This is a genomic window from Sphingobacterium rhinopitheci, assembly GCF_022627575.1.
GTDB lineage: Bacteria > Bacteroidota > Bacteroidia > Sphingobacteriales > Sphingobacteriaceae > Sphingobacterium > Sphingobacterium rhinopitheci.
In genome coordinates, this window is the sequence record NZ_JADEYQ010000003.1 from 250441 (window position 1) to 274709 (window position 24269).

Below are 24269 nucleotides of genomic sequence, written 5' to 3' on the forward strand. Positions count from 1 at the left end.
TACATAATTTATAATTCGTTTAAAACATTGTCTATCACTAAACATTCATTGGAAGTGTTGGTAGCACTTCCATTTTTTATACGTCATTAAGACATAACAATCACCCTCCTTTCTACAATTTTAAACTTGAAACTAGATATTTTTTCAAGCTGCTTAAATAGATCTGATAACTTTTGCGTGCGACGTATAGTTCCTGTAAAATGATCTTTTGACACGCCATGTATTTCATAATCAGCTATTTCATACCAACTTTTAATTTTATCCAGTACAGTAGCTATATTATCTTCATTAAATCTAAAATATCCTTCTTTCCACGCCAAAACATCTTGTACTATAATCTGTCTATGAACTAATTCTCCAGACAAATTATCTGAGATAGTTTGTACACCAGGATTAATAACATCCTTAGTAACACCTGTATTTACTTCAACACTCCCAGAGACTAAGGTTGTCAAAACTTTATTACTGACTATATTAGTAGCGATATTAAATGTCGTCCCCAATACCTTGACGTTAGTTGTATTGGCAGAAACTACAAAAGGAAGTGTATCATTATGCATTACTTCAAAATACGCCTCCCCTTGAAGGCGCACACTTCGCTGATCTTGAGAAAATCTTGAGGGATAAGTTAAGTCCGTGTCAGAATTTAATAATACAATAGTTCCATCAGAAAAGATTAGCTTAGCCTGCATACCTTTTGCTGAATTAAAGGTTCGATAAACAACCTCCTTCTCCATGGTTGGATTAATCTTAAAATATAACGCACCTCCTACAGCATATACTAATTCTATCCCTTCTTTGGAAAGGATTTCCTTTTCTGTATCTATTAAAGGCAACTTCTTACCATTTGCTAATGTGATAGTAGCATTATTTTCACTAGGTAAAATAACATCCTCAACAACGACATTATCAAAGCTGTCAGTTCGTGTCAATTGAAATGCATAAATACCTACAATACACAGTAAAGTAGCAGCTATTTGTGTTATAACTTTAAAATTTACAGGTTTCTTTGTATTGAAATAAAGTTTATTTTCTATTTGCTCAAAGACTTTATCATTTTTAAACAATGGATTACAGTCATCATCAAGCATATCAGGAGTAAGGTCTAGCAACTGAGATAATTTAACCAAATCTCCATCATTAATCTCAGCGAATAATTCTAACAATTCGGACTTCGATAAAGTATTATCTATATACTTTGAAAGTAATAACTTAAGCCTCTTATCATCCATAGAATCTATTCACAAGGGGTAAAAAATTGGTTGTTTAAATATAGAACACTAAAAAACACCAAGAGGACTAGTCTATTATCAAATTTTTTAGAAAAAAAAACTAAATATATTTACGTATTCTTTTTAAAGTTTGAACAAGATGATTTCTCACGGTATTTGGTGACACACCAAGCTGATTGGCAATTTGCTTATACGTAAAACCATGATCCCGACTTAAGCAAAATATTTCTTTTTGACGAGCAGGAAGATGTTCCAAAAGAGCACCTAACTGACTGCTTAACTCTTTAGCTAGAAATACCTCATATACTGTTTCACTTGTATTGGAAATATTGGCCCATACCTTTTCAATCCCAGCTTTACTTTTGCCAACATCCCTTAACTTATTTAATGAAGTTCTCTTGGTTATTACATAAAGAAGCGTCCAAATATCACCATTGGGATCTAATCGTTTTCTACTATTCCAAAATTTAATAAATACTTCTTGAACAATATCCTCACTCCATCCTGTATCTTTTAACAAATAAAGTGACAGATTGTAAACACGTTTTGAATACCTTTTATAAATTATATTCAAAGCCGACTCTTCATCGGATATAATCCCCTGAAGCAATTCAAAATTTTCATTTGGCCTCATCATAATTTATACTTGGTTTAGTAATTAGTTATAAGCAATTTACTGAATTACTTTAATCTTAACAAATTTCATAACAGTACCTTTCACTTTATTTAAAAAGTAGAATAGACATCTTAAAAAAAAAATAAATTAAATGAAAGTTCAAAATCACAAAAGGAGCAGTAAACAAGCTATAGTTTACCGTAATAATTGAAACACAAAAATGGTGATTATTATAAAATACTATTATTAATTAATAAGAAACAACTAATTAATGAAATACTAATATATCTATTAGTAAGGAGGGAATTTAGCATTCTAAAAAGATAACCCAAGCTCAATCTCGAGATTTCCCCTCTTAAGTCTATAAATAACGAATACAGTTAGTTAATAAAAAAATGCTATAAAATAGTAAAGGCAATCTAGAGTAGATTGCCTTTACTATTTTATTAAAAGAAGCGCTAATTAGGCCTCTACTTCTTCTGAAGCGAATTCTTCATACAAAGCTGAAAATCCTTCATAGTCTTCATCAGACTCTGGTTTAAAAACACGTATCTTCTGATCCTCCACTATTTGTAAAACATCACTATCTACGTTATCATCTGCTAATACTACAATATCAGTATATGTCAGCGCGCCTTTGTAAACATCAGCATAACTTCCAGAACCGTAAACAGCAGCATCCTCTGCAGACACATCTTCTTGGGCAGCTAACTCACCATATCTCGCGGTCAAGCTATCTTTCCCGAAATCCTTATCTTCGTTAAACAAAGAATAAAAGACTTTAACATCTTTAAATGTAGGATCATCATTATACACCTTTTTAAGGTATAAAGGTATCATCGCTGTAAACCAACCGTGACAATGAACCACATCTGGTGACCATCCTAATTTCTTAACAGTCTCTAAGGCACCCTTACAGAAGAATAATGATCGCTCATTATTATCTTCGAAAAATTTTCCGCTTTCATCTCGAAAGATTTTCTTACGATGGAAGTATTCATCATTATCTAAGAAGTATACTTGCATTCGTGCAGCAGGTAAAGAGGCTACCTTAATAATCAATGGATTATCGTTATTATCCACCACTACATTCATTCCCGACAACCTTATCACTTCGTGAAGACGATTTCTGCGCTCATTAATATTACCAAAACGTGGCATAAGAATACGAATCTCGAATCCTTTTTCCTGCATTGCCTGTGGTAAATGGCGTGTTATTTCAGAAATTTTACTTATTTCAAGGAAAGGCGACATCTCGTGGGTAACAAACAATATTTTCGTTTTTGCCATCTCCAATTGCTTTTTTTTATTTTGTTTGAACAGTAAAATCGGTCCCCAAAGATACGAAAATAATCCAAATTTTACAATTCATTCAAAAATACATCTTTCTAATACCAAAATTATTATGCAATTTTGCCCCCTCTTTTAACAAGGGTTATATGAACATTTTCAAAACTCAAGAAGCGCTAAAATCATACTTAGACGAACATAGATCTTCAAACAAAAAAATTGCACTAGTTCCTACTATGGGAGCATTGCACAATGGTCATCTTTCTTTAATTGAGGCGGCCAATAAAACTGCAGACATTACTGTATGCAGTATATTTGTCAATCCTACACAGTTTAATGACCCAGCTGATTTAGAAAAATATCCAAAACCAATAGAACAAGATATTTCGCTATTAATGGCTGCACAGTGTGATGTATTGTTCCTGCCATCAGTCGCTGAAATGTATCCTCAAAATGATCCAGAATGGCACATGGAGTTAGGTCAATTGGATACTATCTGGGAGGGTGAAAAAAGACCTGGACATTTTCAAGGCGTTACACAAATTGTATACAAATTATTCACTTTGGTTCAACCAGACCTCGCCTATTTTGGACAGAAAGATTTCCAACAAGTGATGGTCATCCAAAAGATGATCGACATCAAAAAATTACCTATAACCATTGTTATTCATCCGATAGTACGTGACGGCAATGGGCTTGCGCTGAGTTCCCGCAATACCCGTCTTAGTGAGGAAGGAAAGCATAAAGCATTGATCTTATATAAAACATTAACCTGGGTAAAAGAACACATAGACAGCAAAACCATTTCAGCGTTAGAAAAAGATGCATTAGAAATCATTGGTACTGAAAAAACTGCTACGCTAGAATATTTCGCTATCTGCGAAACAAGAAGCCTTGAAAAAGTACAAAAAATAGAACCTTCTAAGAAATACGTCGCATTAATAGTAGTCTGGATAGAAGGAGTTCGTTTAATTGATAACATGATTCTCAATTAAAAGTAACAATATTAAATAGATTCAAAGTTTTAGACATTAAAAAAGTAATTTTGCATTATGATGATTGAAGTAATGAAATCAAAAATTCACCGCGCACGTGTTACACAGGCGGAGTTGAATTATGTGGGAAGCATCACAATAGATGAAGATTTATTAGATGCAGCAGAAATAATTGCAAACGAAAAAGTACAAATTGTAAATAATAATAATGGTGCTCGTTTGGAAACCTACGTGATCCCTGGGGCACGTGGAACAGGAACTATTTGTCTGAATGGTGCTGCTGCACGATTAGTACAAGTAGGTGATATAGTAATCATCATATCATATGCACTTATGAACAGAGATGAAGCAAAAGCGCATCAACCAAAACTGGTATTTCCAGATGATAATAATAGATTAATAAAATAAAAATTACCTTTTGATAAACACTATTACCATATACCGTAGGTTATTTGCTTCGCTTTTAGCGATGTGGATGAGCCTTATTGTAGTAAGTGGAATAGTGTTTATGCATAAGGAGGTAACATCAGATGGTGAAATTATTACCCACATTCACCCTTATGATTTTACGAAAAAGAAAAATAAACCGCAGCATAAAAGTGATGCTGAGATTAGATATTTAGACGTTATTTTTCAGGGTACTTTTACAGAACCTACCTTTGAATGGCCCTCTCCCCCTATTCGTCTAGAATATGAAGTAATTAATTTCTTTAATTACTTCGAATCATACATTTCCACAGATCACACACATTGCCTAAATAGAGGTCCTCCCGTAGTTGGTTAATAGTATTTTATCCCCTTTCTTATTTTAAGCTAGGGTTTTTCTTATTATATCAATTACTAAAATCATACTAAAATCATACTAAAATCATATATGTCTAAGTTATATTATGGCTTTTTATTAGCCATATCTACGTTATTGCCAAGTATTCAATTACTGGCACAAGAAATTATAGGTACCGTTCAGGACCATAAAGGATTACCTATTGAGAATGCTACTATCCTACTTGAAAACACAGCCATAGGCGCTAAAACAGATGCGCAAGGTAGTTTCCGTTTAGCAGCTACAGATGCGGCCAAATCAACACTCCTTATCCGCGCGATTGGCTACCAGCCGTTGAAGCAAATCCTATCTCAAGAGCAGTATTCATCGAATACCATATTTGTATTACAAGAAGATAACCTGAACCTCAATGAGGTAGTTGTGAGTGCTACACGCTATGGTATTGACCGTCAAAAAGCGCCTGTTATCGTTAATGTATTAAGTCCCAAATTATTTAATGCTACGCAGTCCGTTGCGATGTCTGAGACATTAAATTATCAGCCTGGTGTTCGCGTAGAAAATAATTGTCAAAACTGTGGATTTACACAAGTAAGATTAAATGGATTAGAAGGCGCCTACTCACAAATATTAATCAATAGCCGCGCGGTATTCAGTGCTTTGAACAGCGTATATGGATTGGATCAAATACCTACAAGTATGATCGACCGTATCGAAGTAGTACGTTCGGGAGGATCTGCTCTATTTGGAGCTAATGCCATAGCTGGCACCATCAATATTATTACCAAGGATCCAGTAGAAAATGATTGGTCTATTAAATCAACTAACTCATTAATAGGTGGTAAATCATGGGATAACACTTTAGATTTTAACACCTCCTATGTAGACAATGATCTAAAAACTGGTGCTACATTTTATGGTATGCATAGAGACCGCCAACCGTATGACGCTAATGATGATGGCTTTTCAGAAATAACGAAATTAAGAAATACAACTTTCGGTACTAAAGCATTCTTCAAACCATCCGAATACAACAAGATCACCTTAGATATGAGTGTTCTAGATGAATACCGTCGTGGTGGTGATCAGATGAATCTAGCACCACATTTTACAGATGTTACAGAACAATTGAGGACTAACTCATTAATAGGCGGATTGACATACGATCAATATTCTAAAGATTGGAAACAGAAAATCTCTATTTATGCATCTGCACAAAAAAGTAACCGTGAGAGCTACTACGGCGGTCTTGGCGGCAATAGAACTGCAGCAGATAGTCTTACAGCAGCAAATGCTTATGGAAACACGAAAGACATCGCATATGTCGGAGGAATACAGTACACCTACAATTGGGATACCGATGTATTGACAGGTGGAGTAGAGTTCAATGGAAACAATACAAAAGATGAAATCCCAGGCTATAATCGATTAATAGACCAAAAAACAAAAAATATAGGCACTTATGTCCAATATGAATGGAACATTATTCCTTCCTTCAAAACATTGATTGGAGCGCGATATGATTATACCCATGTTGATGGAAAATACACGTTGGGAACTTTCAATAGGTCATCAGATAAAAATTTTGGTAACTTCAGTCCTCGATTGACAGTACTATATGATATCATAGAAGGTGTCCAATTCAGAGGGGGATATGCAAGAGGTTTTCGTGCGCCACAAGCATTCAATGAAGATATGCACGTTACCTCTATCGGCGGCAAACAAGTATTCGTACTTATTGGAGAGAATTTAAAGACAGAATATTCTAATGCCTACACAGGGTCATTCAACTTTACAAAGAACTTTGGAAGTACCCAAACGAGTCTATTGATTGAAGGTTTCTTAACCAATCTAAATAATCAATTTACAACAGTACTAACGAGTGAAAATACAGATATTGTATTGGAGGAAATGCGCAATGGTGAAGGAGCAAAAGTATACGGTAGTAATATAGAGTTGAATATCGCACCATCGAGCCAATTAACAATACAAGCCGGAGGAACAATCCAACGTGCTGTATACAATAAGGAGCAACTAATCTATGAAGGCCAATCAGCTGAAGACAATGTATGGACTAAGCGCTATGTACGTACACCCAATGCCTATGGTTATCTGAATACAAACTATAGACCTACAAAAGCTTTTGCTATTGATGTAACAGGAGTATATACCGGACGAATGTTAGTACCTTATATTCCTGCTGGAGGAGATATGATCATAAAAGAAGCACCTAATTTTGTAGAATTAAATTTAAGATTAGGTTATACTATAACGACAAAAAAGGAATTTAGTATAGAATTGTTTGGAGGGGTACAAAACATCTTCAATGCATACCAAAAAGACTTTGATCGTGGCGCCCTTCGCGACTCACAATATATATACGGGCCATCTAGGCCACGTACCATTACTTTTGGTATTAAATTAGGTCATTTTCACTAATGAGAATTTACATCATTATAAGTTTATTATTCTTCAGTCTGTGTAATCCAATATTTGCACAGACTAAGGAGAATAAAAGTATCAATTGGCTCACCTTTGAACAGTTGTCAGACTCACTAAATGTACATCCCAAAAAAGTATTGCTATTCTTCCACACGGACTGGTGTAGCTATTGCAAAAAAATGATGAAAGAAACATTTATGAACCAAGCTATTGTTGATAAAATAAACCAGGAATATTATGCTGTTCATTTTGATGCAGAATCAATAGAAACGGTACAATTCGATAATACTATTTTTGAACATCCAAATAAACAAAAAATAAGAGGAAAATATCATCCTATAGCTACACTATTGATGCCTCAAAAACAGGCAATATTTCCTACAATTATGATATTAGACGGTGACTTTAAGGTGAAAAACGTAACACAAAAATACCTTAGTAGCCACAATTTTAATAAAATTCTATAATTTTAAACTAAATATTGTAGCGTAAAATGTATTTTTATCGTTCTAACCACAAAATATATATATATATCCATAGTTATGAATAAACTTTTTAAAACAGCATTAGTAATTGCATTAGGATCATTTGTGTTAAGCTCATGTAACAATAAAGACACTTTCGATTATGAAGGTGAGTACTTAAAGCAAGAGCAAACATTAGATTCACTTTTATCAGCGCAGAAAGTAAAAATCGAAGCCTATAAAAATGAATTTATGCCCAATGCAATAGAAGATACTTTAACGAATAATTTTACTTACTTAAATAAAAAAGTAAAAAGAGGTATTTGGTATGTAGTGGAGAGTCAACCAACAGACAATTCGTACTCTTATTCATTGAATGCTACGGGTACAGCGATTACCTATCCAAAGCTAAAATTAAAATATACTGCTAGACTTTTAGATGATACTATAGTAGAATCAGACGTAGTAGGTACTGATTATAACCTAGGTGTTAATTCTACAAAGATCACCTCTATTTGGTACATTTCTTTCTTCCCGTATTCTATCAAGTTCAATGCGAATGACATTATCCTTGGTGGTTTAACAAAAGATGGTCTTAAGAAAGGTAGCAAATTTAAAGTTATAACGCCATCATACTATGCATATGGCAGTTCTTCTCAAACAAATATCCCTGCCAATTCACCATTGGTATATGAATTTGAGGTATTAGAAATTACAAATTAATCATTACATGAAAAAATTACACCTATCTCTATTAACATTATTAAGTGCACTTTTCATCTTAGCATCTTGTAATAAAGATGATTTTGATTATGCTGCTTCACAAAAAGAGCAACAACGACTAGATTCAATAGAAAATGCAAGAGTTGAAGGACTTATAGCAAGCCAAGCTCCTGCATTAAAAACATTTGTAGATGCAAATATGCCGGGAGCTACGTTAGTTGATTCTCTTGGGATATGGTTTATTGTAGATGCTCCAGGGGAAGAAAACTCCTATACATATACCATCAACAGCTTTGGTCAAATACTAGCCCCTACTGTAGAGGTAAAATACAAAGGTACTTTACTAAATGGAGATGTATTTGATAAAACTGAAGAAGGTAAATTTGCAGAATTCACCTTAGGTGGAAACTTAATAAGAGCTTGGCAAATCGCATTCTTACCAAAATCTATTACTTTGAATGGTAATACATTCCCGATAACAGGGTTAACAAATACTGGATTGAAGAAAGGTTCTAAGATTCGATTTGTAACTTCATCGCCCTATGCTTATGATAGAGCAGAAGTAAAAGACCCTAAAACGAATGCCATCAAGATTCCAGCTAACTCACCATTATACTTCGAGATCGAAGTATCAGAGATAAAATAAACTGATAGAAAAAGGGATTCAAAATTTGAATCCCTTTTTTTACCCCCTAAATTTGGAGCCTTCCAGTATTTGCTGAGCATCATTATTTTCCAATAACTGCTTTAAACTTAGCTGAGGATTTCTTTTCATGTATTCACGTACAATCATCCATCCAATATAGGTACCTAACTTAGGAGAAGATGAATTATTCTCCCCTAGCTCAGGTGTAAAAGGTGCTTCGGAGAAATATTTTTGAATGCGTGGATAATCTGTATTATACAGCAGTTTCTCTTGTATAAACCAAGCCCATATATCTTTTTGATAGCGCTTGGCCCATTCCCATTGTTCTTTGGTATAACCTATCTTGTCTTCCTCCTTTGCGTCTGGCAAGATTACATCCATTGCATACATTATTTTACCATTATATATCATATGCTGTAACGTATTATTTGTAGTACTGGAGAGCGGCAATATCTCTTCCCTCAATACCGTTTCTATTAGCCGAGGGGTAATATTGGCTGGCGTGAATCTTCGTGATATATACATTGGAATAGATTTTATCAGCGCAGGATAAAATTCAGAATCTACCCCAAGGAACATATCTAGGCCTATACCAATATAATCTTCTCCCAAAGGCGTTTGAAAGGAAAAACCACCTATAAAGGCTATTATCTGAGGCACCTTATAATCGGGATAATAGTATTTGATATACTTAAAAGCCTGTGTCAGTTCTTTTTCTTGTAGTGTCAGATTTGGAAAAGTCTTTGTCACAGCATTCGCTAAATCTATAAAATCTTTCTTCTGTAACACCTGTCCCAATACATTCTCTATAAGAATACTATCTTTAGGATTTCCTATTTCAAGCATCTCAAACATATAATCGGGATAGAAATAAGGATACTCATGTTGCCAAATTGTATTATACGTCAATATTTCTTCCCTGGACACATGTTTTAATTTTTGATCAAAACGATCTATTTTGAGATCAAGATCAATTGCAGATACATCAGGCCTATTATAAGGATTATCTTCCTGACACGAAGTAATAAAAACTATTAATAAAAATAAATATCCATTTACTACTCTAGCCATGATTTACAATTAGTTACTATTAGGTTTCACTATAAATATAGCGAAATAGTAATCGTAAAGAAGATTTATACTTTGTAAAATGAACAAAAAACAAAATTCTTTTCAACCAAATAATTAAAGAGGGCTCCCCAAATTTGGAGATCCCTCTAAAGCAGAATTTATTAAACTAAAAGCCGAAAATATCTTTTAATGTACGATCTAAACCAGGATCATCACCTGACCAGCGTGCTATAATAATTCCATTTTTATCTAATAGTACTTTGGTTGGAAATGCAGAGATACCATAAGCAGTGACGATATCAACTTGGTCCATATCCGTATTGTTCAATACATTTATATACTTGAGTTTATCCTCTTCAATAGCCTTTTTCCAAGTATAATTAGCCTGTTCTATACTTTTACTCGTCTCAAATGCTATACCGACAAGTTCAAAATCATCCCCTCGATATTTATTATATAATTCTATTAAATGAGGATGGGATTGACGACATGGCATGCACCAGCTACCCCAAAAATCAAGTAACACATATTTACCTTTAAGATCATTCAAATTAAACTTCTCTCCATTGTTCGTAATTCGCTGAAAATTAATTGCCTTCTGTCCTGTTGCAGCTTTTTCCAAATTAGACATCAACTGTACAATACTAGTAGCGTAGGAATGAGATTTTAACGTATCATCTATCTTATTATAGGCAGCCTTTAATTCCTCTAGAGATAGTTCTGCATACATCATTTCAGTCAAATAGAATAAACTAACTAATGAACTAGGATTCTTCTCCAAAAACTGATTTCTCAACTCATTACTTATTTTCTGATTTTCAGTCAAAGTGGAGATTAAAGTTTTCTCTTCTTCTGCTGACATCGTATTTTTAGTGGCATAATATTTTTTCATCAACAACCAATTTGCCCCTTCAATCATAGCTTGTTCGGATTTGATCGCTGCCCATTCAGTATTTGCTTTTCCACCAATAACAGTAGCTGCATACAATGTATTTGCGTCCCCTAGTACCTCTATTATATCATTAGACAAGATTAACCGTAATGCTGGACCTGGTATCATGCCTTGATCTAAATCAATTTGTAATTTTGGATGATTACGTATGATTACATTAGCAACTACAGGCTCTTCAATATTTCCCTTAAACACCATCCATCCGTCAATTGGAACAGCACTAGAATCTATAACTAAGTCATCGCCGATATTATAAGCCAAAGTAAACTTATTAGTAGATTGGTTTTCGATTTTGAGTTTTAAGGTATATCCTTGCCCATAGAGCATTACTGAACAAAAAAGGAATAACAATAGTAGCAAATTTTTCATTTCAATTTTTAGTTTTTAAATGTGCATACGGTATTATGGATTATCTTGCATATCTGGATTTTGAAGCATAATTTTTGCAGGAATTTTCAACACTAATCGATTAGGATTCATTAAAAAAATATCTTTAACAGATCCATCTTCATTATATAATAAATGATTGTAAGTAGTAGATTCAAAAATTGGATCTCCCACCATACGGCGCATGTCATACCAACGAAATCCAAGCGTAGCAAATTCACGTAAACGTTCTTCAAATACAAAACGGACTAAATTTTCCCTTGACGACATGGCTAAAGCAGGTACTTTTATTTCTTCATCTTCTTTGATTCGTGCCGCACGAAGAGTTTCAAGGTCTGCTATTGCAGCTTGCAATTGTCCCAAACGAGCGAAACATTCCGCACGCAAAAGATACAACTCAGGTAGTGTAACACCTATTTGAATAGAGGAAGGGCTATTGCGTCGTAAAAAGCCCGGCAAATAAGGTTCTCCAAATATGGTAACACCAGTATAAGTGCCCATTCTAAAATCAGAAGTGCTATATAATGATGAAACAGCCGAGTTAACAACTAACTCATTATAAAAATCGCTAAAAGTATTATCAATTTGTTTGGCATATATGATTTCAGAATTATCTGGTGTAAGAGGGAAATCATATCCAAAAGGTTCGTCCATCTCCAAGTTTTCATAATTTATTAAACCTAAGCGAACAGGAGAATTAGGGATGCTATTCAAGGCACTATTATAATAGGGCAAGGCATCCGAATACCTACCCATATACGTATATACTTTGGCTAATAATCCCTCAGCAGCAGGCTTCGAGGCACGCAATCTACTGCTTAATACTATTGGTGCATCTTCTAAAGCCAACGTTAAATCCTCAATAATAAAATCATAAACTTCTTGTACAGTATTACGACTAAAATTAGTAGCAGCTAAATCATTTTGAATTATAATAGGAAAACCTGGATCTAGCGCAGCAGTATTTTCATTGTAATGCTTACCATAAAAATTGATTAACAAAAAATAAGTCCATGCTCTTCCTATTCGTGCCTCCGCTTGAATACTTCGTTTTTGCGCTTCGCTGCCACCTGCAGAAGACATGACTTCGTTAATAATTTTATTATAGACGTAAATATTCTGCATCGGACGTATCAATTCGTATGCGTCTTCATCTGCATTATAAATATGATCTTCAAAGCGAAATAACCGTTGATAGCGTCTAACAGAACTCATAAAATAAGGCTCTACAGAAACAATTTCATCACCAAGTACAACTGGTGCTAAGGGTTCGCCTAGAAAACTAACTGTTAATAAGGAGAGATTATTCAAGGACAAATTATAGTCATTTGTCGTTGTAGCAATTAATCTTCCTTTGGGCAAAATCTCCAAAAAATCCTTTTTACAGCCACTACTAAGTAAAGAAGTTACTAAGGCTGTGATAAGTATAAAAACTGACTTTGTAAAATTCATAAGTGCTGCTGTTAAAATTTAATAGTTGTACCAAATGTAATTGTACCTTGATTTAAAGGCATGATCCGTGTTCCGTTGATTGGAGCGTTAAACTCAGGATCAATTCCATACGTATTAGCCTTCCAAATCATGACATTAGAGAGCTGCAAACGAAAACTTATAGCGTCTGTATGTAATTTACGATTTACAGCATCCGATAGCCTATAAACCAACGTAATATCACGCAGCTTGATATAAGAAGCGCTAAGGACATTTGTATTTGCAAATACATATTTATTGATATCACGTCGTGCTAATGAAGCTGACAAACTAGGCATATAAGAAGGCACATTGGTCCTAAGCTCATCACCTGGATTCTGCCATCTATTAGCAAATTCCTCATGAATATTGCCATCAAACTCTGCCCGTGGAATGTTAACGTTAGAATGTGCAAAGCGTCCATCATAAAACATATTTACATCACGACGCATCACATGCCCCAAATTATAAGAAAGATTTGCCGCTAGGGTAAAAGATTTATATCGAAATGTATTACCGAATCCCCCAGACCATACCGGCTGATAAGTCCCCATATGGAGCATATCTTGAGGCATAGTTTCATCACCATTGACATCCTTAGTAATAGTACCATCTGCTAATCGAATCTGTGGATCACCCATATTATCTAAGCCAGCATAATCATAGGCAAATAAAGAATAAGCAGGATACTCATTTACAAAAATCAAACGTAGTAATTCGTCTCCTATTGAAATAGGGAAAGAACTTACCAAGTTTTTCACTATATTTTTATTATATGCCATTACAAAAGAGGAAGACCAGTCAAAATTGGATTTAATGATATTTCTACTAAACAATCCTATTTCTATACCTTTGTTCTCCATCTCGCCCATATTTCCTTGTATGGTATTATAACCCGTCAGGCTATTAATCGCCAAACGTCCAATCAAATCGGCAGTTTTTTTACGGTATATATCTAAAGTTCCGGAAAGTCTATTATTTTCAAATAATGAAAAGTCAACGCCAAAATTCAAGGTCTTTGTACTCTCCCAAGTTAATCTAGGATTTGCAGGACTAGATAAATTTAAACCACTCCCACCAAGGAAAAAGCTACTTCTGGATGGGCTCAATATATCAAAAGATGACGCCGTCCCAGGACTGGGTGCATTGCCGGTGACACCATAGCTGGTACGTAATGCGACATTCTTGAGCCAAAATTGTTGGTTATCCATAAATTTCTCTTTAGATATATTCCATCGGGCACCGACACTCCAAACAGGTTTATTTTGTGCCGATTTGTCACGCCCAAACAAGTTACTTTCATCTATACGCCAGCTTGCATTTAAAGTATATTTCTGTAAATAGGTATACCCAAGATTGGTATAATATGATTGGAAACGTACGATAGATTCTGACTCTGCTAATGGAGGAGCAGTAGATAATCTACTTACTCCACCAGGGTTATTAGGCCATACAGTATTTCGCAAGCCAACGCTCGAAAGTCGTTGATAATCCACTAAAGTTGTCGTTTGTAATAGTTCATTAAAACCACGGACAGTGGTAGTGTTACTAATTATAGACTGCTCTTGTGCCTCTTGCCCTACTAATACATTAATTTCATGTGTACCTTGATCCCATACATTCGTATAAGTCAATTGATTACGCAAAGTCCAATTTTTAGCATTGCTGTTACTCAAAGAGTATAGACTTCCTGTGATAGGCAGATGGTATGTCGGCGCGCCACCATTGACCCCAGACACTGTAAATTGTACATTCTCACTTCGAATAGCGTAACTCTGTCCATCGCGGAGGTTTCGAGTGGTCATCCTATTAGCTATATAACCATATACAGCATCAAAGCTTAAACCTTTCCACAATTTGACATTAATCCCAGCCAATAAGCGGGCATTCAATCCTTCGGTTCGTAATTGACCATATTTCATCTCTTCCAATGGCACGTAATCTAATCCAATACCACTACGATTTTCAAAATTAGCGCGCATTTGGTCAGAAAAATGAACTAGATAAGGCGCCGAAATAGGATTCCCACTTTCGTCTTGAAACAATTGAAAAGGATAAAAACTTCCCTGCACATTCAGATTTGATTGATTTCTATTTCTAATATGAGTAATGTCAGAAATTAAAAAAGCACGAATAGCATTATTGAAAGTAAAATCTTGTCTTAAATTAACCTTATAGGATTGATTATTTACATTAGGACGGTTGCCATTGATATTGCTATGCGACAAAGAACCGTAAAAAGAGTATTTATTAAAACCTCCAGATATGCCGAGATTTTGATTAAGGATAAACGCATTCTGATAAAGCAAATCTCTTATTTGCTGTCTGTTATCCAATCTTCCTAAGCTATCCAAACTATTACGTGCTTGTAATGGATCAATCAAACCTCTCTGCTGGTTATATAGTATCAATTCGTATGGTGCAACCCCAGTCCCATTAATATCCCTGTTTCCTGATACCCGCGACCAAGGATAAAGATCAGTATAGTCCGTATTGGCAAATATCGATTCATAAGCATCAACAAACTGCTTACTATTGAGCATTTTAAAATAATCCAAATTAGGTCGTCCTTGATGATTGTAAAAAGCATCATAACTAAATTTAATGGTTTCATTAACTGTTCCTTTCTTTGTCGTTATCACAATCACACCATTGGAGGCCCTTGATCCCCAAATAGAAGACGCTGTTGCATCTTTCAATACAGTTATCTCTGCTACGTCTTGAGGATTTATCGTTGAAATATTATCCATCTGAATACCATCTACGACATAGAGTGGATTTTGGTTGGTTTCGATCGTCGTCAAGCCACGAACCAATATAGCATTAGCACCATTAGGATTATTATTGACCGTCAACCCAGGTACCAACCCATCCAAACGCTGCAAAATATTCATACTTGTACTCCTATTAGCTATCGTATTCATATCTGGTCTAGCAAAAGATCCAGCACTACGTTCCTTTGCTATTTGTTGGTAGCCCGTATTGATGACATCAACAGCATCAATATCAATATAAGCACTTAACATAGAAACCGTTAGCGTAGCCTGATCTGTAAAAACAATCTGCTGCGTTACAAAACCAGTCATGCTAAATATTAAAACATCATTTTTCTCCAGATTAAGCAGTGAAAATAGCCCTTTTGAATTCGTACTACTCTTTATATCCCGCCCTTGAACCCGAATGGAAACACCATATAAAGGAACATCATGGCTATCTACAACCCTTCCCTCCAAAGCCTGTTGTGCGGTTGACATTTGTACCGTTGCATTTTTTACAAGGATATTAGTTGCACGATCGCTCCTATTTACATATTTACTATCAATTGCAGAGAGTTGCGAAACATTGACAATCAATAGAAATAAACAAACTGAAATTATTCTTAACAACGCATTTTCACTATAAATAATTTTCATCTTTTGGATAGGAAGAAATTCTTTCATATTACCATTTAGTTTATGTAGTTCATAAATGTATTACTGTAAATAATTCCAATAATGCTATAGTTGAAGAAAAAGATAGTTCTAGACAAAAAAACTAAATGAAATAAAAACATCTGCGTATTTAAATCAGTAGAAATTTAGCACTTACGAATTCGAGTAACTATTAGGAATTGATTATACAATTTCTTTCAAAAATAAATAATTAACTTTTATTTAACTGCATTAACTTCTGAAAATATTAAAAAACATACTAATACTACAGTCTGAAATATAATATCACATCAATAAAAAATAGACAAAACAGCTTAAAATATAAACACAGATCACTTAAAAGCAATTAAAAGGGCAAATTACCCGCTAAAAAAAGAGATTATAATATTGTAGTTTCAAGACTACAAGTCAACGTAATAATAAATATATCACGAAATAAATTTTCGTTAATTTGCATTTGTTTAAATAAAAATTTACTAAATAATCTTTAAAGAAATGATTAATCTATCGAAAAATATACTCCCCACATTAGGAGTTATTATGGTAATGATGGCACCTTATAGTAGCGTAAAAGCACAAAACTATGACAGCGCAAGAGGCTCAAACATAGAAAACAAAAATTTTAGATTAGGCTTAGCCATAAACCCAAACCTAGGCTGGTACAGGTATACAAATGAGAATTATAATAGCGGCACGAAGATGGGCTTTTCGTATGGATTATTAGCAGATTTAGGTTTTGCTAACAACTATTACTTTTCTACAGGATTCTTAATAAACAGCATAGGATCATCCCTAAATAGTGAATTGACCGAAAACAGAGATTTCATAAGATTACAATACATTGATATTCCATTAACCGTAAAATTAAAAAGTGAAGAAAATGAAATGGGTCGCTTCTATGGACAGTTTGGTTTTACTGCAGGTATAAAAGTAGCAGGAAAGGAAAAAATAACAGGTGCTAGGAACTCAACAGCAATTCAAGGGGCAGATATTTTCCGTCTAGGCTTACAAATTGGCGGAGGCGCAGAATGGAAGCTAAACAATAACTTGTCCTTGCTGACAGGATTATCTTTTAACAATGGTTTTTCTAGAGCGATTAATAATTCTGGTAAACCAAAAACTTCTTACTTAGCACTTAACATCGGGATATTATTTTAATATATTTGTAATACCTTATGAAAATAGCAATAGCCCAACTCAACTATCATATTGGCCACTTCGAATCCAATGAATCGAAGATTATAGATGCCATTAATAAAGCTAAAAATGAACATGCTGAATTGATCATTTTTGCAGAATTAGCAATAGGTGGATATCCTGCTAAGGATTTGTTACGCAATGATATTTTTATACAACAATGTGAACAATCGCTGCAGCGAATAGCTTCACAATGTGATACTATAGACTGTATAATCGGCTGCCCTACTAAGAATGTGGATCAAGAAGGTAAACCACTCTTCAACTCGGCTGCTGTCCTTTCAAAAGGTAAAATTCAAGAATATAGACATAAATCACTTCTTCCTGATTACGATGTTTTTGACGAGTACCGATATTTTGAACCCAATAAGGCGACCAACTGTGTACAGCTAAATGGCAAAAAAATAGCCTTAACTGTCTGTGAAGACCTTTGGGATGACGACAAAGACAATTCATATGTGGGCGACTTAATGGCCGAATTGGCAGCAGAGAATCCAGACATAATAATTAATATTGCGGCATCACCATTTTCATATATACAGCATGAAGAAAGGATTCAAGTACTTAGGAATAATATAAAGAAAGCGAATGCACCATTGATCTATGTGAACCAAATCGGTGCACATACAGATATCATTTTTGATGGCCGTTCGCTGGTTTTAAATAAAAATGGAGACATTGTAAAAGAACTGGCCAAATTTGCTGAAGACTTTCAATATGTAGATTTCGAAAACAGTGATTTTGCAGGAAAAGGAAGTACGACAAATGATACGGAAATCGCTTTAATACATCAAGCATTAATTTTAGGGCTACGCGATTATTTTTCAAAATCAGGATTCAAAAAAGCAGTATTAGGCTTATCTGGAGGTATTGACTCCGCTATTGTTGCTGCGCTTGCTATCGAAGCATTAGGAGCCAAAAATGTACTCGCCGTATTGATGCCATCCATATATTCAAGTGATCATTCGATCAAAGATGCTTTAGATTTGGTGACAAATACAGGCTGTGAACACCTCATTCTTCCTATAAAGGATATCGCTTCTTCCTTTGAAAATACCTTGAGTGAAGCATTTGCAGGACTTCAAGCAAATCTTACGGAAGAGAACATACAGGCACGCACACGTGGAACACTACTGATGGCAATATCCAATAAATTTGGTCACATATTGCTCAATACATCCAATAAAAGTGAGGCTGCTGTAGGTTATGGTACTTTATATGGAGATATGGCAGGTTCCTTGAGTTTGATCGGTGATGTGTATAAGACCCAAGCTTTCGAATTGGCAAAATACATCAATAGAGACCGTGAAATAATCCCGATCAATACAATTGTAAAACCACCATCTGCAGAATTAAGACCAGATCAAAAAGATTCGGATTCACTTCCGGAGTATGATGTGCTAGATTCCATTCTCTATTTATTAATCGAGAAAGAGAAATCTGGTCAAGAACTGCTGTCATTGGGCTTCGATGAATCGCTCGTTCTACGTATTGCCAAGTTGCTTCATAACGCCGAATTTAAGCGTTTCCAAGCACCACCTATTTTACGTGTTAGTCCTAAGGCTTTTGGTACCGGACGACAAATGCCATTGGTTTCTAAATTTATTTTTTAGTGGATTAAACCATGTTTATTCCAATAGGTCTAAATCAATAATATATGTTTTAATATTATGAGAAAATTTTCATTTTTTATAGTAGGAGTTGTAGCACTTTTGATTGCTTCATGTTCTTCACAAAAATTTCATACTACACGGGTTGAAAGTATAGATTTTAAACAGTTTAAAACTTATGCATGGTTACCACCTATAGATTCTCTATCAAAGGATTATTTTAATAATGATATTGCAAAAAGCAAGATCCTAACTACAGCAAACCAAGAATTGGAAGCTAGGGGTCTTACGTATACCAAGAATGATCCGGAATTATTATTTCGCTATATAGCGATAGTAAATAATAAGAGTAAAGAAATTTATAGTAACTACTCATTTGGCTTTGGAATGGGTGGACCTTGGGGTTGGTACAGACCGTGGGGCGGATACATGGGTTATTCAACATCCTTTCCGATCGGAAAAGAAAGAGTACGCTACGGTCATATCATCATCGAAGCAGTAGATCGCCAAACAAATACTGTCGTTTGGCAAGCGAGAGGTACTTCACAAGTCAACGATCCTGAAGATGCAATCAACGACATTCCCAAAATAATTAGTGGTATAATTAAAGAATACCCTATTAAAATCAAAAAATAACATCGCATAAAAAAGGGCTTTTGAGATCAAAAGCCCTTTTTTGTATATTAAATTGAATCCCGAATAATCAGATGAAAAGGGACTTCAATATGTTGAGTAGAATTAGTCAATATCAACTGAGCGGCAGCCTTACCCATAAAATCAAAATCTGTAGAAATCGTTGTAATTCCATTCAAGATATATTTTTTCAATGGCGTTTCATTATATGAGATGAGTCCAACATCAGTACCAACAAGGAGATTTTTTTTATTTATTTTCTCTATCAATACGACGAGATCTTTCTCTGCAATATTAATGTAACATGTACCAGCTTCTATCTTTTCATTTTTTAAGTTAGACACTAGAATATGCTGCATTTTATTTTCTTGACAAAATTTATAAAAGCCTTTTATTATTGCTTTTGGGTAATCACTGTGATCCGGAAAAACAAGTTTTAACGTTTTGTATTTTTTTAGATTAGCTAAAGCATTATTTAATGAAATATTGATATCAGCTTCATAATTTTCATATACTGCAGGAAATTCACCTTCTATATCAGGTATAAATTTACTTAATAACAATAATTTTCCCGTCGGGATATATTTGTTTATTATCTCAGCAGCTTTGTCAGATCCTTGCCTGAAATGAGGAAATATCACATAATAATCATATGATTTTGTGAGATTAGCGAGCAAAGATTTCAAATAGGCAATATCACTATTATACACAAATAGATCCAAAGCAGCACATTCCCCAATTTCACGTGCAAAAGAATCGTAAACAATTTTCTTATGCTCGCTTAACTTATTGAGTAAAAAAGCAATCTTCACACCGTCTTTTACCTCATTTTTAGCGATAAAATATCCTTTACCAGGAGTCGAAGAAATAATCTCTCTATTTTTAAGAAATCTATAAGCCTTTTCTACAGTATCCCTAGATATTTCTAAATAATTACTAAACTCATTGATCGAAGGCAATACATCTCCCTTTCTAAATCTTCTGTTTTGAATTCCGCTAATAACAGAATCGGCTAGTTGCTGATATTTAGGAGTAGCAGAAAAATCACTAATTTCTATAGAGTCTAAAAACTCTGAAATTGTAGTTGTCATAGGAAATAGGCATAATTGATATATTTAAATATACAATTCTTTTATATAAATACCATATCCTATACATTCAAGGCATGTAAAAAACTTCAGTAAGCGAACTTGCTACAGGCGAATTATCATCTTCTACATACATCAAATCAGCCATATAATCCCACCATTGTTTCATTATAGGATGATTTCTCAATTGTGTATCATCATAATTACCAGCACGTGTCTGAATCGCAAATAATGTTTGCTGGTCATCTGGGTCCAAAAAAATTCTATATTCCGATAGACCCATTTCTTTTAAATGTTTGACTAAGTCAGGCCAAATTGTACGATGTCTTCTTTGATACTCTTCAACCACACCCGATTTCAATTTCATTTTAAATGCTACAACAGACATATTTTATTGATTGATAAAATTAATAGTATATTTCCCAGAGCCTAATTCAATTATTAGATTTTTCGCATCATTAGAGATCGAGCGTACAAGAGGTGATTTATCTAAAGCTAGGCCATTGATTAGTATGTTAGTAGCTCCCGAAGGAATGTAAGCCTCAGCGATAACATTTACAGGGATACCAATCTCTTGTGTTATAGCAGAATTAGTATTATTCCATGAAGAACTAATTAGGCCAGCCATCGAACGATATGATCCTTTGACACTATTTATGCCATTTAATGGAATTTCAGGTTTAATTTTAACACGTTTAAACCCATTTTCTAAGGATTTGATGCCTATCATATTTTCAAAAATCCATTCATTTACAGCTCCATATGCATAATGACTAAATGAATTCATAGCAGCATTGTGCATAAAACCTTCCCCTTTTTTATAACTATCCCATCTTTCCCAAATAGAGGTAGCGCCATTCACGACTTCATAGCCTAGAGATGGATATTCAGTACTTAGAATTAATGCATAAGCTTTATCAGAAGAACCTGAAGCAGACAATGCAGGTAACAAAGGTTTGAAGCCAAGAAAACCAGTCGTCAATTTATCCCCATTTTGCTCCACCAATAGTCTCAAATAATGGGCTGCTTTAGGGATATCCTCTTCATTCAAGATTCCAGCATATAAAGCATTAGCATAAGAAGTCTGCGTATGCCCCGAGAAGCCATTTGAGCCATCCACGTAGCCTGCCCCATCTCCATAAAAGGCTTCATTAACGACTAAACGTCCATCGTCAGCCATATAATGTTTTTTGAAATTAACTTTGGTTTGATTAAGGTCACTTTTAAAGCGTTCGGCTAATGCCAAATCATCTATTGCGACTGCCATTTCATACATCAATTTATTGCAATAGAAATAATAGATTGTAGCAAGCATATCAGGACTTGCTTTTTTACCTATAGATAACCAATCCGCAAAACCTCCCTTTGGACTAACATCCTCAAAACTCCCTTCAATTAATATCCCATCTTTAGTTCTTTGCTTCAGAAAATCCATAAAACGTACCATATCATTCATAGATTCTTTCACTATTCTGCGGTCATCGTACGCTCTAAATATTTCATAGGTACATATTATGCCCGCCTCGGACCATCCCGGAGAGAAAGTGTCCGATGCTCTAATTGCGGATTCCCCTTTGCTATTGATAGGATTCGGGGCATATACAGGATAGGCACCACTAGGCCACTGTGCATCATTCAAATCTCGTATCCATTTCTTATGAAAAGGTGCTATATCAGCATTAAAAGCTGCAGATCTCATATATACCTGAGCGTCTCCCGTCCAACCAAGACGTTCGTCACGTTGCGGACAATCCGTAGGGATGTCAATATAATTGGCCCGCTGGGTCCATACGATATTACTATAAAGCTGATTCAGCATTTGATTGTTAGACTCAAAATGTCCTACGGTATTCAAATCCGAAGTTAGTACTAAACCTGTTAAAAAATCCTTAGTAGGTTTTTGTTTTAATCCTGCTACTTCGACAAATTGAAAACCGTGAAAAGTAAAACTGGGCGACCATATCTCGCCATTAGGATCACCTTTGAGAATATACGTATCCTTTGCTCTCGCTCTGCGAAGATTTTCTGTCATTAGCGAACCATCAGGGTAGCACATTTCACCATATCGAAATGTTATTGTATCCCCTTTATTTCCTTTTACCTTAAGCTTAATATTTCCTGCGAAGTTTTGTCCAAAATCAATAATATATTTTTCATCAGCAATTTTACGGATATCTTTACTTTTCAATTCTTGAAATACACGCACCGGATTGCTCGGATAAATTTGCATCTTTTGTTCTGCTTTATCGCTATATACTTGTACAGGCTTCCAACTATTATCATTGAAATTAGGCTTATTCCAACCCCTTATTTCTTTAGTAGCATCGTAAAATTCACCCTGCAAGAAATCAGCTTCACGAATAGCACCTTCTGTTGCTTTCCATGTTTTATCAGTAGCCACTACTGAAGATGTTCCATCGGTATATTTGATTTCTATTTGCGCTTTCAATAAAGGGATTTCACCATAGAAACGGTTAACTGTCTTTGTCCCCACTAACAAAGCATAGCCCAAATACCCAGCATACCAACCACTCCCGAGTACAGCAGCGAAGGCATTGTTACCAGCCTTCAACTCTTTGGTAATATCATATACGTTATAATAAACACGTTTGTTGTATTCGGTCCAACCCGAAGCAAAATAATCGTTTCCAATTTTATTTCCATTCACATAAAAGTCATGCAAGCCCAATGAACTAATATATAATCGTGCTGATTGAATAGGTTTATTGATTGTTGACTCTTTCCTCAAATATGGAGAGGGTGGTAAATCATATTCTCCTTTAGGCGCTTTATCGTTCAAATTATAACCTATCCATGCGGCTTTCCAATCCGAAGGATTCAACATCCCCATCTCCCAAAAATTGATCGTGCTCCAATCTCCGGCATTATTATTTTGATCCCAAGTACGTACTTTCCACCATAGCTTTTGCCCAGATTTAAGGGTATTCCCGGCATACTCTATTTGGTTAGTTTGATTAGACAATATTTTGCCTGAATCCCAAACATCGCCAATATTTTGTTCTAATAAATTCTCCGAACTAGCGACAAGAATATGATAAGCAGATTGAGATTGATTAAAACCATCACCTTTCAATTCCCAACTTAATCGAGGTTTAGCTTCCTCCACGAAGGGATTTATTTTGTATTCCACTCTTAAATATTCGGGTACTATAGAAGCAATGCTAGGATAGCTAACAATAGCACATAGGAATACGGCTAAAAATTTACAATAATAGATCAT

The 24269-nt window shown here is 34.8% G+C and carries 20 protein-coding genes; 10 read left to right on the forward strand and 10 right to left on the reverse strand.

Annotation, left to right across the window (positions count from 1 at the left end):
- Positions 1-86 precede the first annotated feature (86 nt).
- The 3 genes from IP023_RS05915 to IP023_RS05925 all read right to left on the reverse strand — a co-directional run bounded on the left by IP023_RS05915 (position 87) and on the right by IP023_RS05925 (position 3138).
- A complete protein-coding gene (locus IP023_RS05915; RefSeq protein WP_241789337.1) occupies positions 87-1232 on the reverse strand; it encodes a FecR family protein in 1146 nt (381 codons plus the stop codon).
- Between the two features lie 100 nt (positions 1233-1332).
- Positions 1333-1869 carry an RNA polymerase sigma factor gene (locus tag IP023_RS05920; protein ID WP_241789338.1) on the reverse strand — a complete coding sequence of 179 codons (537 nt, stop codon included), beginning with the start codon at positions 1867-1869 and terminating at the stop codon, positions 1333-1335.
- Between the two features lie 441 nt (positions 1870-2310).
- On the reverse strand, positions 2311-3138 hold the full coding sequence (locus IP023_RS05925) for a glycogen/starch synthase (protein ID WP_241789339.1): 828 nt from the start codon (positions 3136-3138) through the stop codon (positions 2311-2313).
- 149 nt (positions 3139-3287) lie between these two features.
- On the opposite strand from IP023_RS05925, the gene panC reads away from it, so the two are divergent.
- The 7 genes from panC (at position 3288) to IP023_RS05960 (ending at position 9189) form a co-directional block, all read left to right on the forward strand.
- Positions 3288-4133 (forward strand): pantoate--beta-alanine ligase, encoded by an 846-nt coding sequence (gene panC / locus IP023_RS05930; RefSeq protein ID WP_241789340.1) that lies wholly within the window; start codon positions 3288-3290, stop codon positions 4131-4133.
- 57 nt (positions 4134-4190) lie between these two features.
- The gene (gene panD / locus IP023_RS05935) at positions 4191-4541 is read left to right on the forward strand and encodes an aspartate 1-decarboxylase (protein ID WP_241789341.1); all 351 of its coding nucleotides are present in this window, start codon (positions 4191-4193) and stop codon (positions 4539-4541) included.
- Between the two features lie 10 nt (positions 4542-4551).
- Positions 4552-4917: a hypothetical protein gene (locus IP023_RS05940; RefSeq protein WP_241789342.1), complete on the forward strand. Its 366-nt coding sequence runs from the start codon at positions 4552-4554 to the stop codon at positions 4915-4917.
- Between the two features lie 90 nt (positions 4918-5007).
- On the forward strand, positions 5008-7353 hold the full coding sequence (locus tag IP023_RS05945; RefSeq protein ID WP_241789343.1) for a TonB-dependent receptor: 2346 nt from the start codon (positions 5008-5010) through the stop codon (positions 7351-7353).
- On the forward strand, positions 7353-7823 hold the full coding sequence (locus IP023_RS05950) for a thioredoxin family protein (RefSeq protein WP_241789344.1): 471 nt from the start codon (positions 7353-7355) through the stop codon (positions 7821-7823). The genes IP023_RS05945 and IP023_RS05950 overlap by 1 nt, the downstream gene beginning before the upstream one ends.
- A gap of 75 nt (positions 7824-7898) precedes the next feature.
- Positions 7899-8543 (forward strand): FKBP-type peptidyl-prolyl cis-trans isomerase, encoded by a 645-nt coding sequence (locus IP023_RS05955; protein ID WP_241789345.1) that lies wholly within the window; start codon positions 7899-7901, stop codon positions 8541-8543.
- Positions 8544-8550: 7 nt separating this feature from the next.
- Entirely contained in the window at positions 8551-9189 is a 639-nt protein-coding gene (locus IP023_RS05960; RefSeq protein WP_241789346.1) for an FKBP-type peptidyl-prolyl cis-trans isomerase, read from the forward strand.
- Between the two features lie 39 nt (positions 9190-9228).
- Here IP023_RS05960 and gldB read toward each other — a convergent pair whose 3' ends face one another.
- The 4 genes from gldB to IP023_RS05980 all read right to left on the reverse strand — a co-directional run bounded on the left by gldB (position 9229) and on the right by IP023_RS05980 (position 16509).
- Positions 9229-10260 (reverse strand): gliding motility lipoprotein GldB, encoded by a 1032-nt coding sequence (gldB, locus tag IP023_RS05965; protein ID WP_241789347.1) that lies wholly within the window; start codon positions 10258-10260, stop codon positions 9229-9231.
- 166 nt (positions 10261-10426) lie between these two features.
- Positions 10427-11581: a TlpA disulfide reductase family protein gene (locus IP023_RS05970; RefSeq protein WP_241789348.1), complete on the reverse strand. Its 1155-nt coding sequence runs from the start codon at positions 11579-11581 to the stop codon at positions 10427-10429.
- A 33-nt stretch (positions 11582-11614) separates the two neighbouring features.
- Complete coding sequence (locus tag IP023_RS05975) at positions 11615-13051, reverse strand: RagB/SusD family nutrient uptake outer membrane protein (protein ID WP_241789349.1); 1437 nt, start codon at positions 13049-13051, stop codon at positions 11615-11617.
- Between the two features lie 11 nt (positions 13052-13062).
- Complete coding sequence (locus IP023_RS05980) at positions 13063-16509, reverse strand: SusC/RagA family TonB-linked outer membrane protein (protein WP_241789350.1); 3447 nt, start codon at positions 16507-16509, stop codon at positions 13063-13065.
- A gap of 486 nt (positions 16510-16995) precedes the next feature.
- On the opposite strand from IP023_RS05980, the gene IP023_RS05985 reads away from it, so the two are divergent.
- The 3 genes from IP023_RS05985 to IP023_RS05995 are packed head-to-tail and all read left to right on the forward strand — an operon-like array spanning position 16996 to position 19943.
- The gene (locus IP023_RS05985; RefSeq protein WP_241789351.1) at positions 16996-17658 is read left to right on the forward strand and encodes an outer membrane beta-barrel protein; all 663 of its coding nucleotides are present in this window, start codon (positions 16996-16998) and stop codon (positions 17656-17658) included.
- 17 nt (positions 17659-17675) lie between these two features.
- Positions 17676-19310, forward strand: a complete 1635-nt coding sequence (locus IP023_RS05990) for an NAD+ synthase (RefSeq protein ID WP_241789352.1) — start codon at positions 17676-17678, stop codon at positions 19308-19310.
- Positions 19311-19367: 57 nt separating this feature from the next.
- Entirely contained in the window at positions 19368-19943 is a 576-nt protein-coding gene (locus IP023_RS05995; protein ID WP_241789353.1) for a DUF4136 domain-containing protein, read from the forward strand.
- Between the two features lie 47 nt (positions 19944-19990).
- On the opposite strand, the gene IP023_RS06000 is transcribed toward IP023_RS05995, so the two are convergent.
- The 3 genes from IP023_RS06000 to IP023_RS06010 all read right to left on the reverse strand — a co-directional run bounded on the left by IP023_RS06000 (position 19991) and on the right by IP023_RS06010 (position 24269).
- Positions 19991-21031: a GntR family transcriptional regulator gene (locus tag IP023_RS06000; RefSeq protein WP_241789354.1), complete on the reverse strand. Its 1041-nt coding sequence runs from the start codon at positions 21029-21031 to the stop codon at positions 19991-19993.
- A gap of 67 nt (positions 21032-21098) precedes the next feature.
- Positions 21099-21416 (reverse strand): L-rhamnose mutarotase, encoded by a 318-nt coding sequence (locus IP023_RS06005; protein WP_241789355.1) that lies wholly within the window; start codon positions 21414-21416, stop codon positions 21099-21101.
- A gap of 3 nt (positions 21417-21419) precedes the next feature.
- Positions 21420-24269 carry an alpha-L-rhamnosidase gene (locus IP023_RS06010; protein WP_241789356.1) on the reverse strand — a complete coding sequence of 950 codons (2850 nt, stop codon included), beginning with the start codon at positions 24267-24269 and terminating at the stop codon, positions 21420-21422.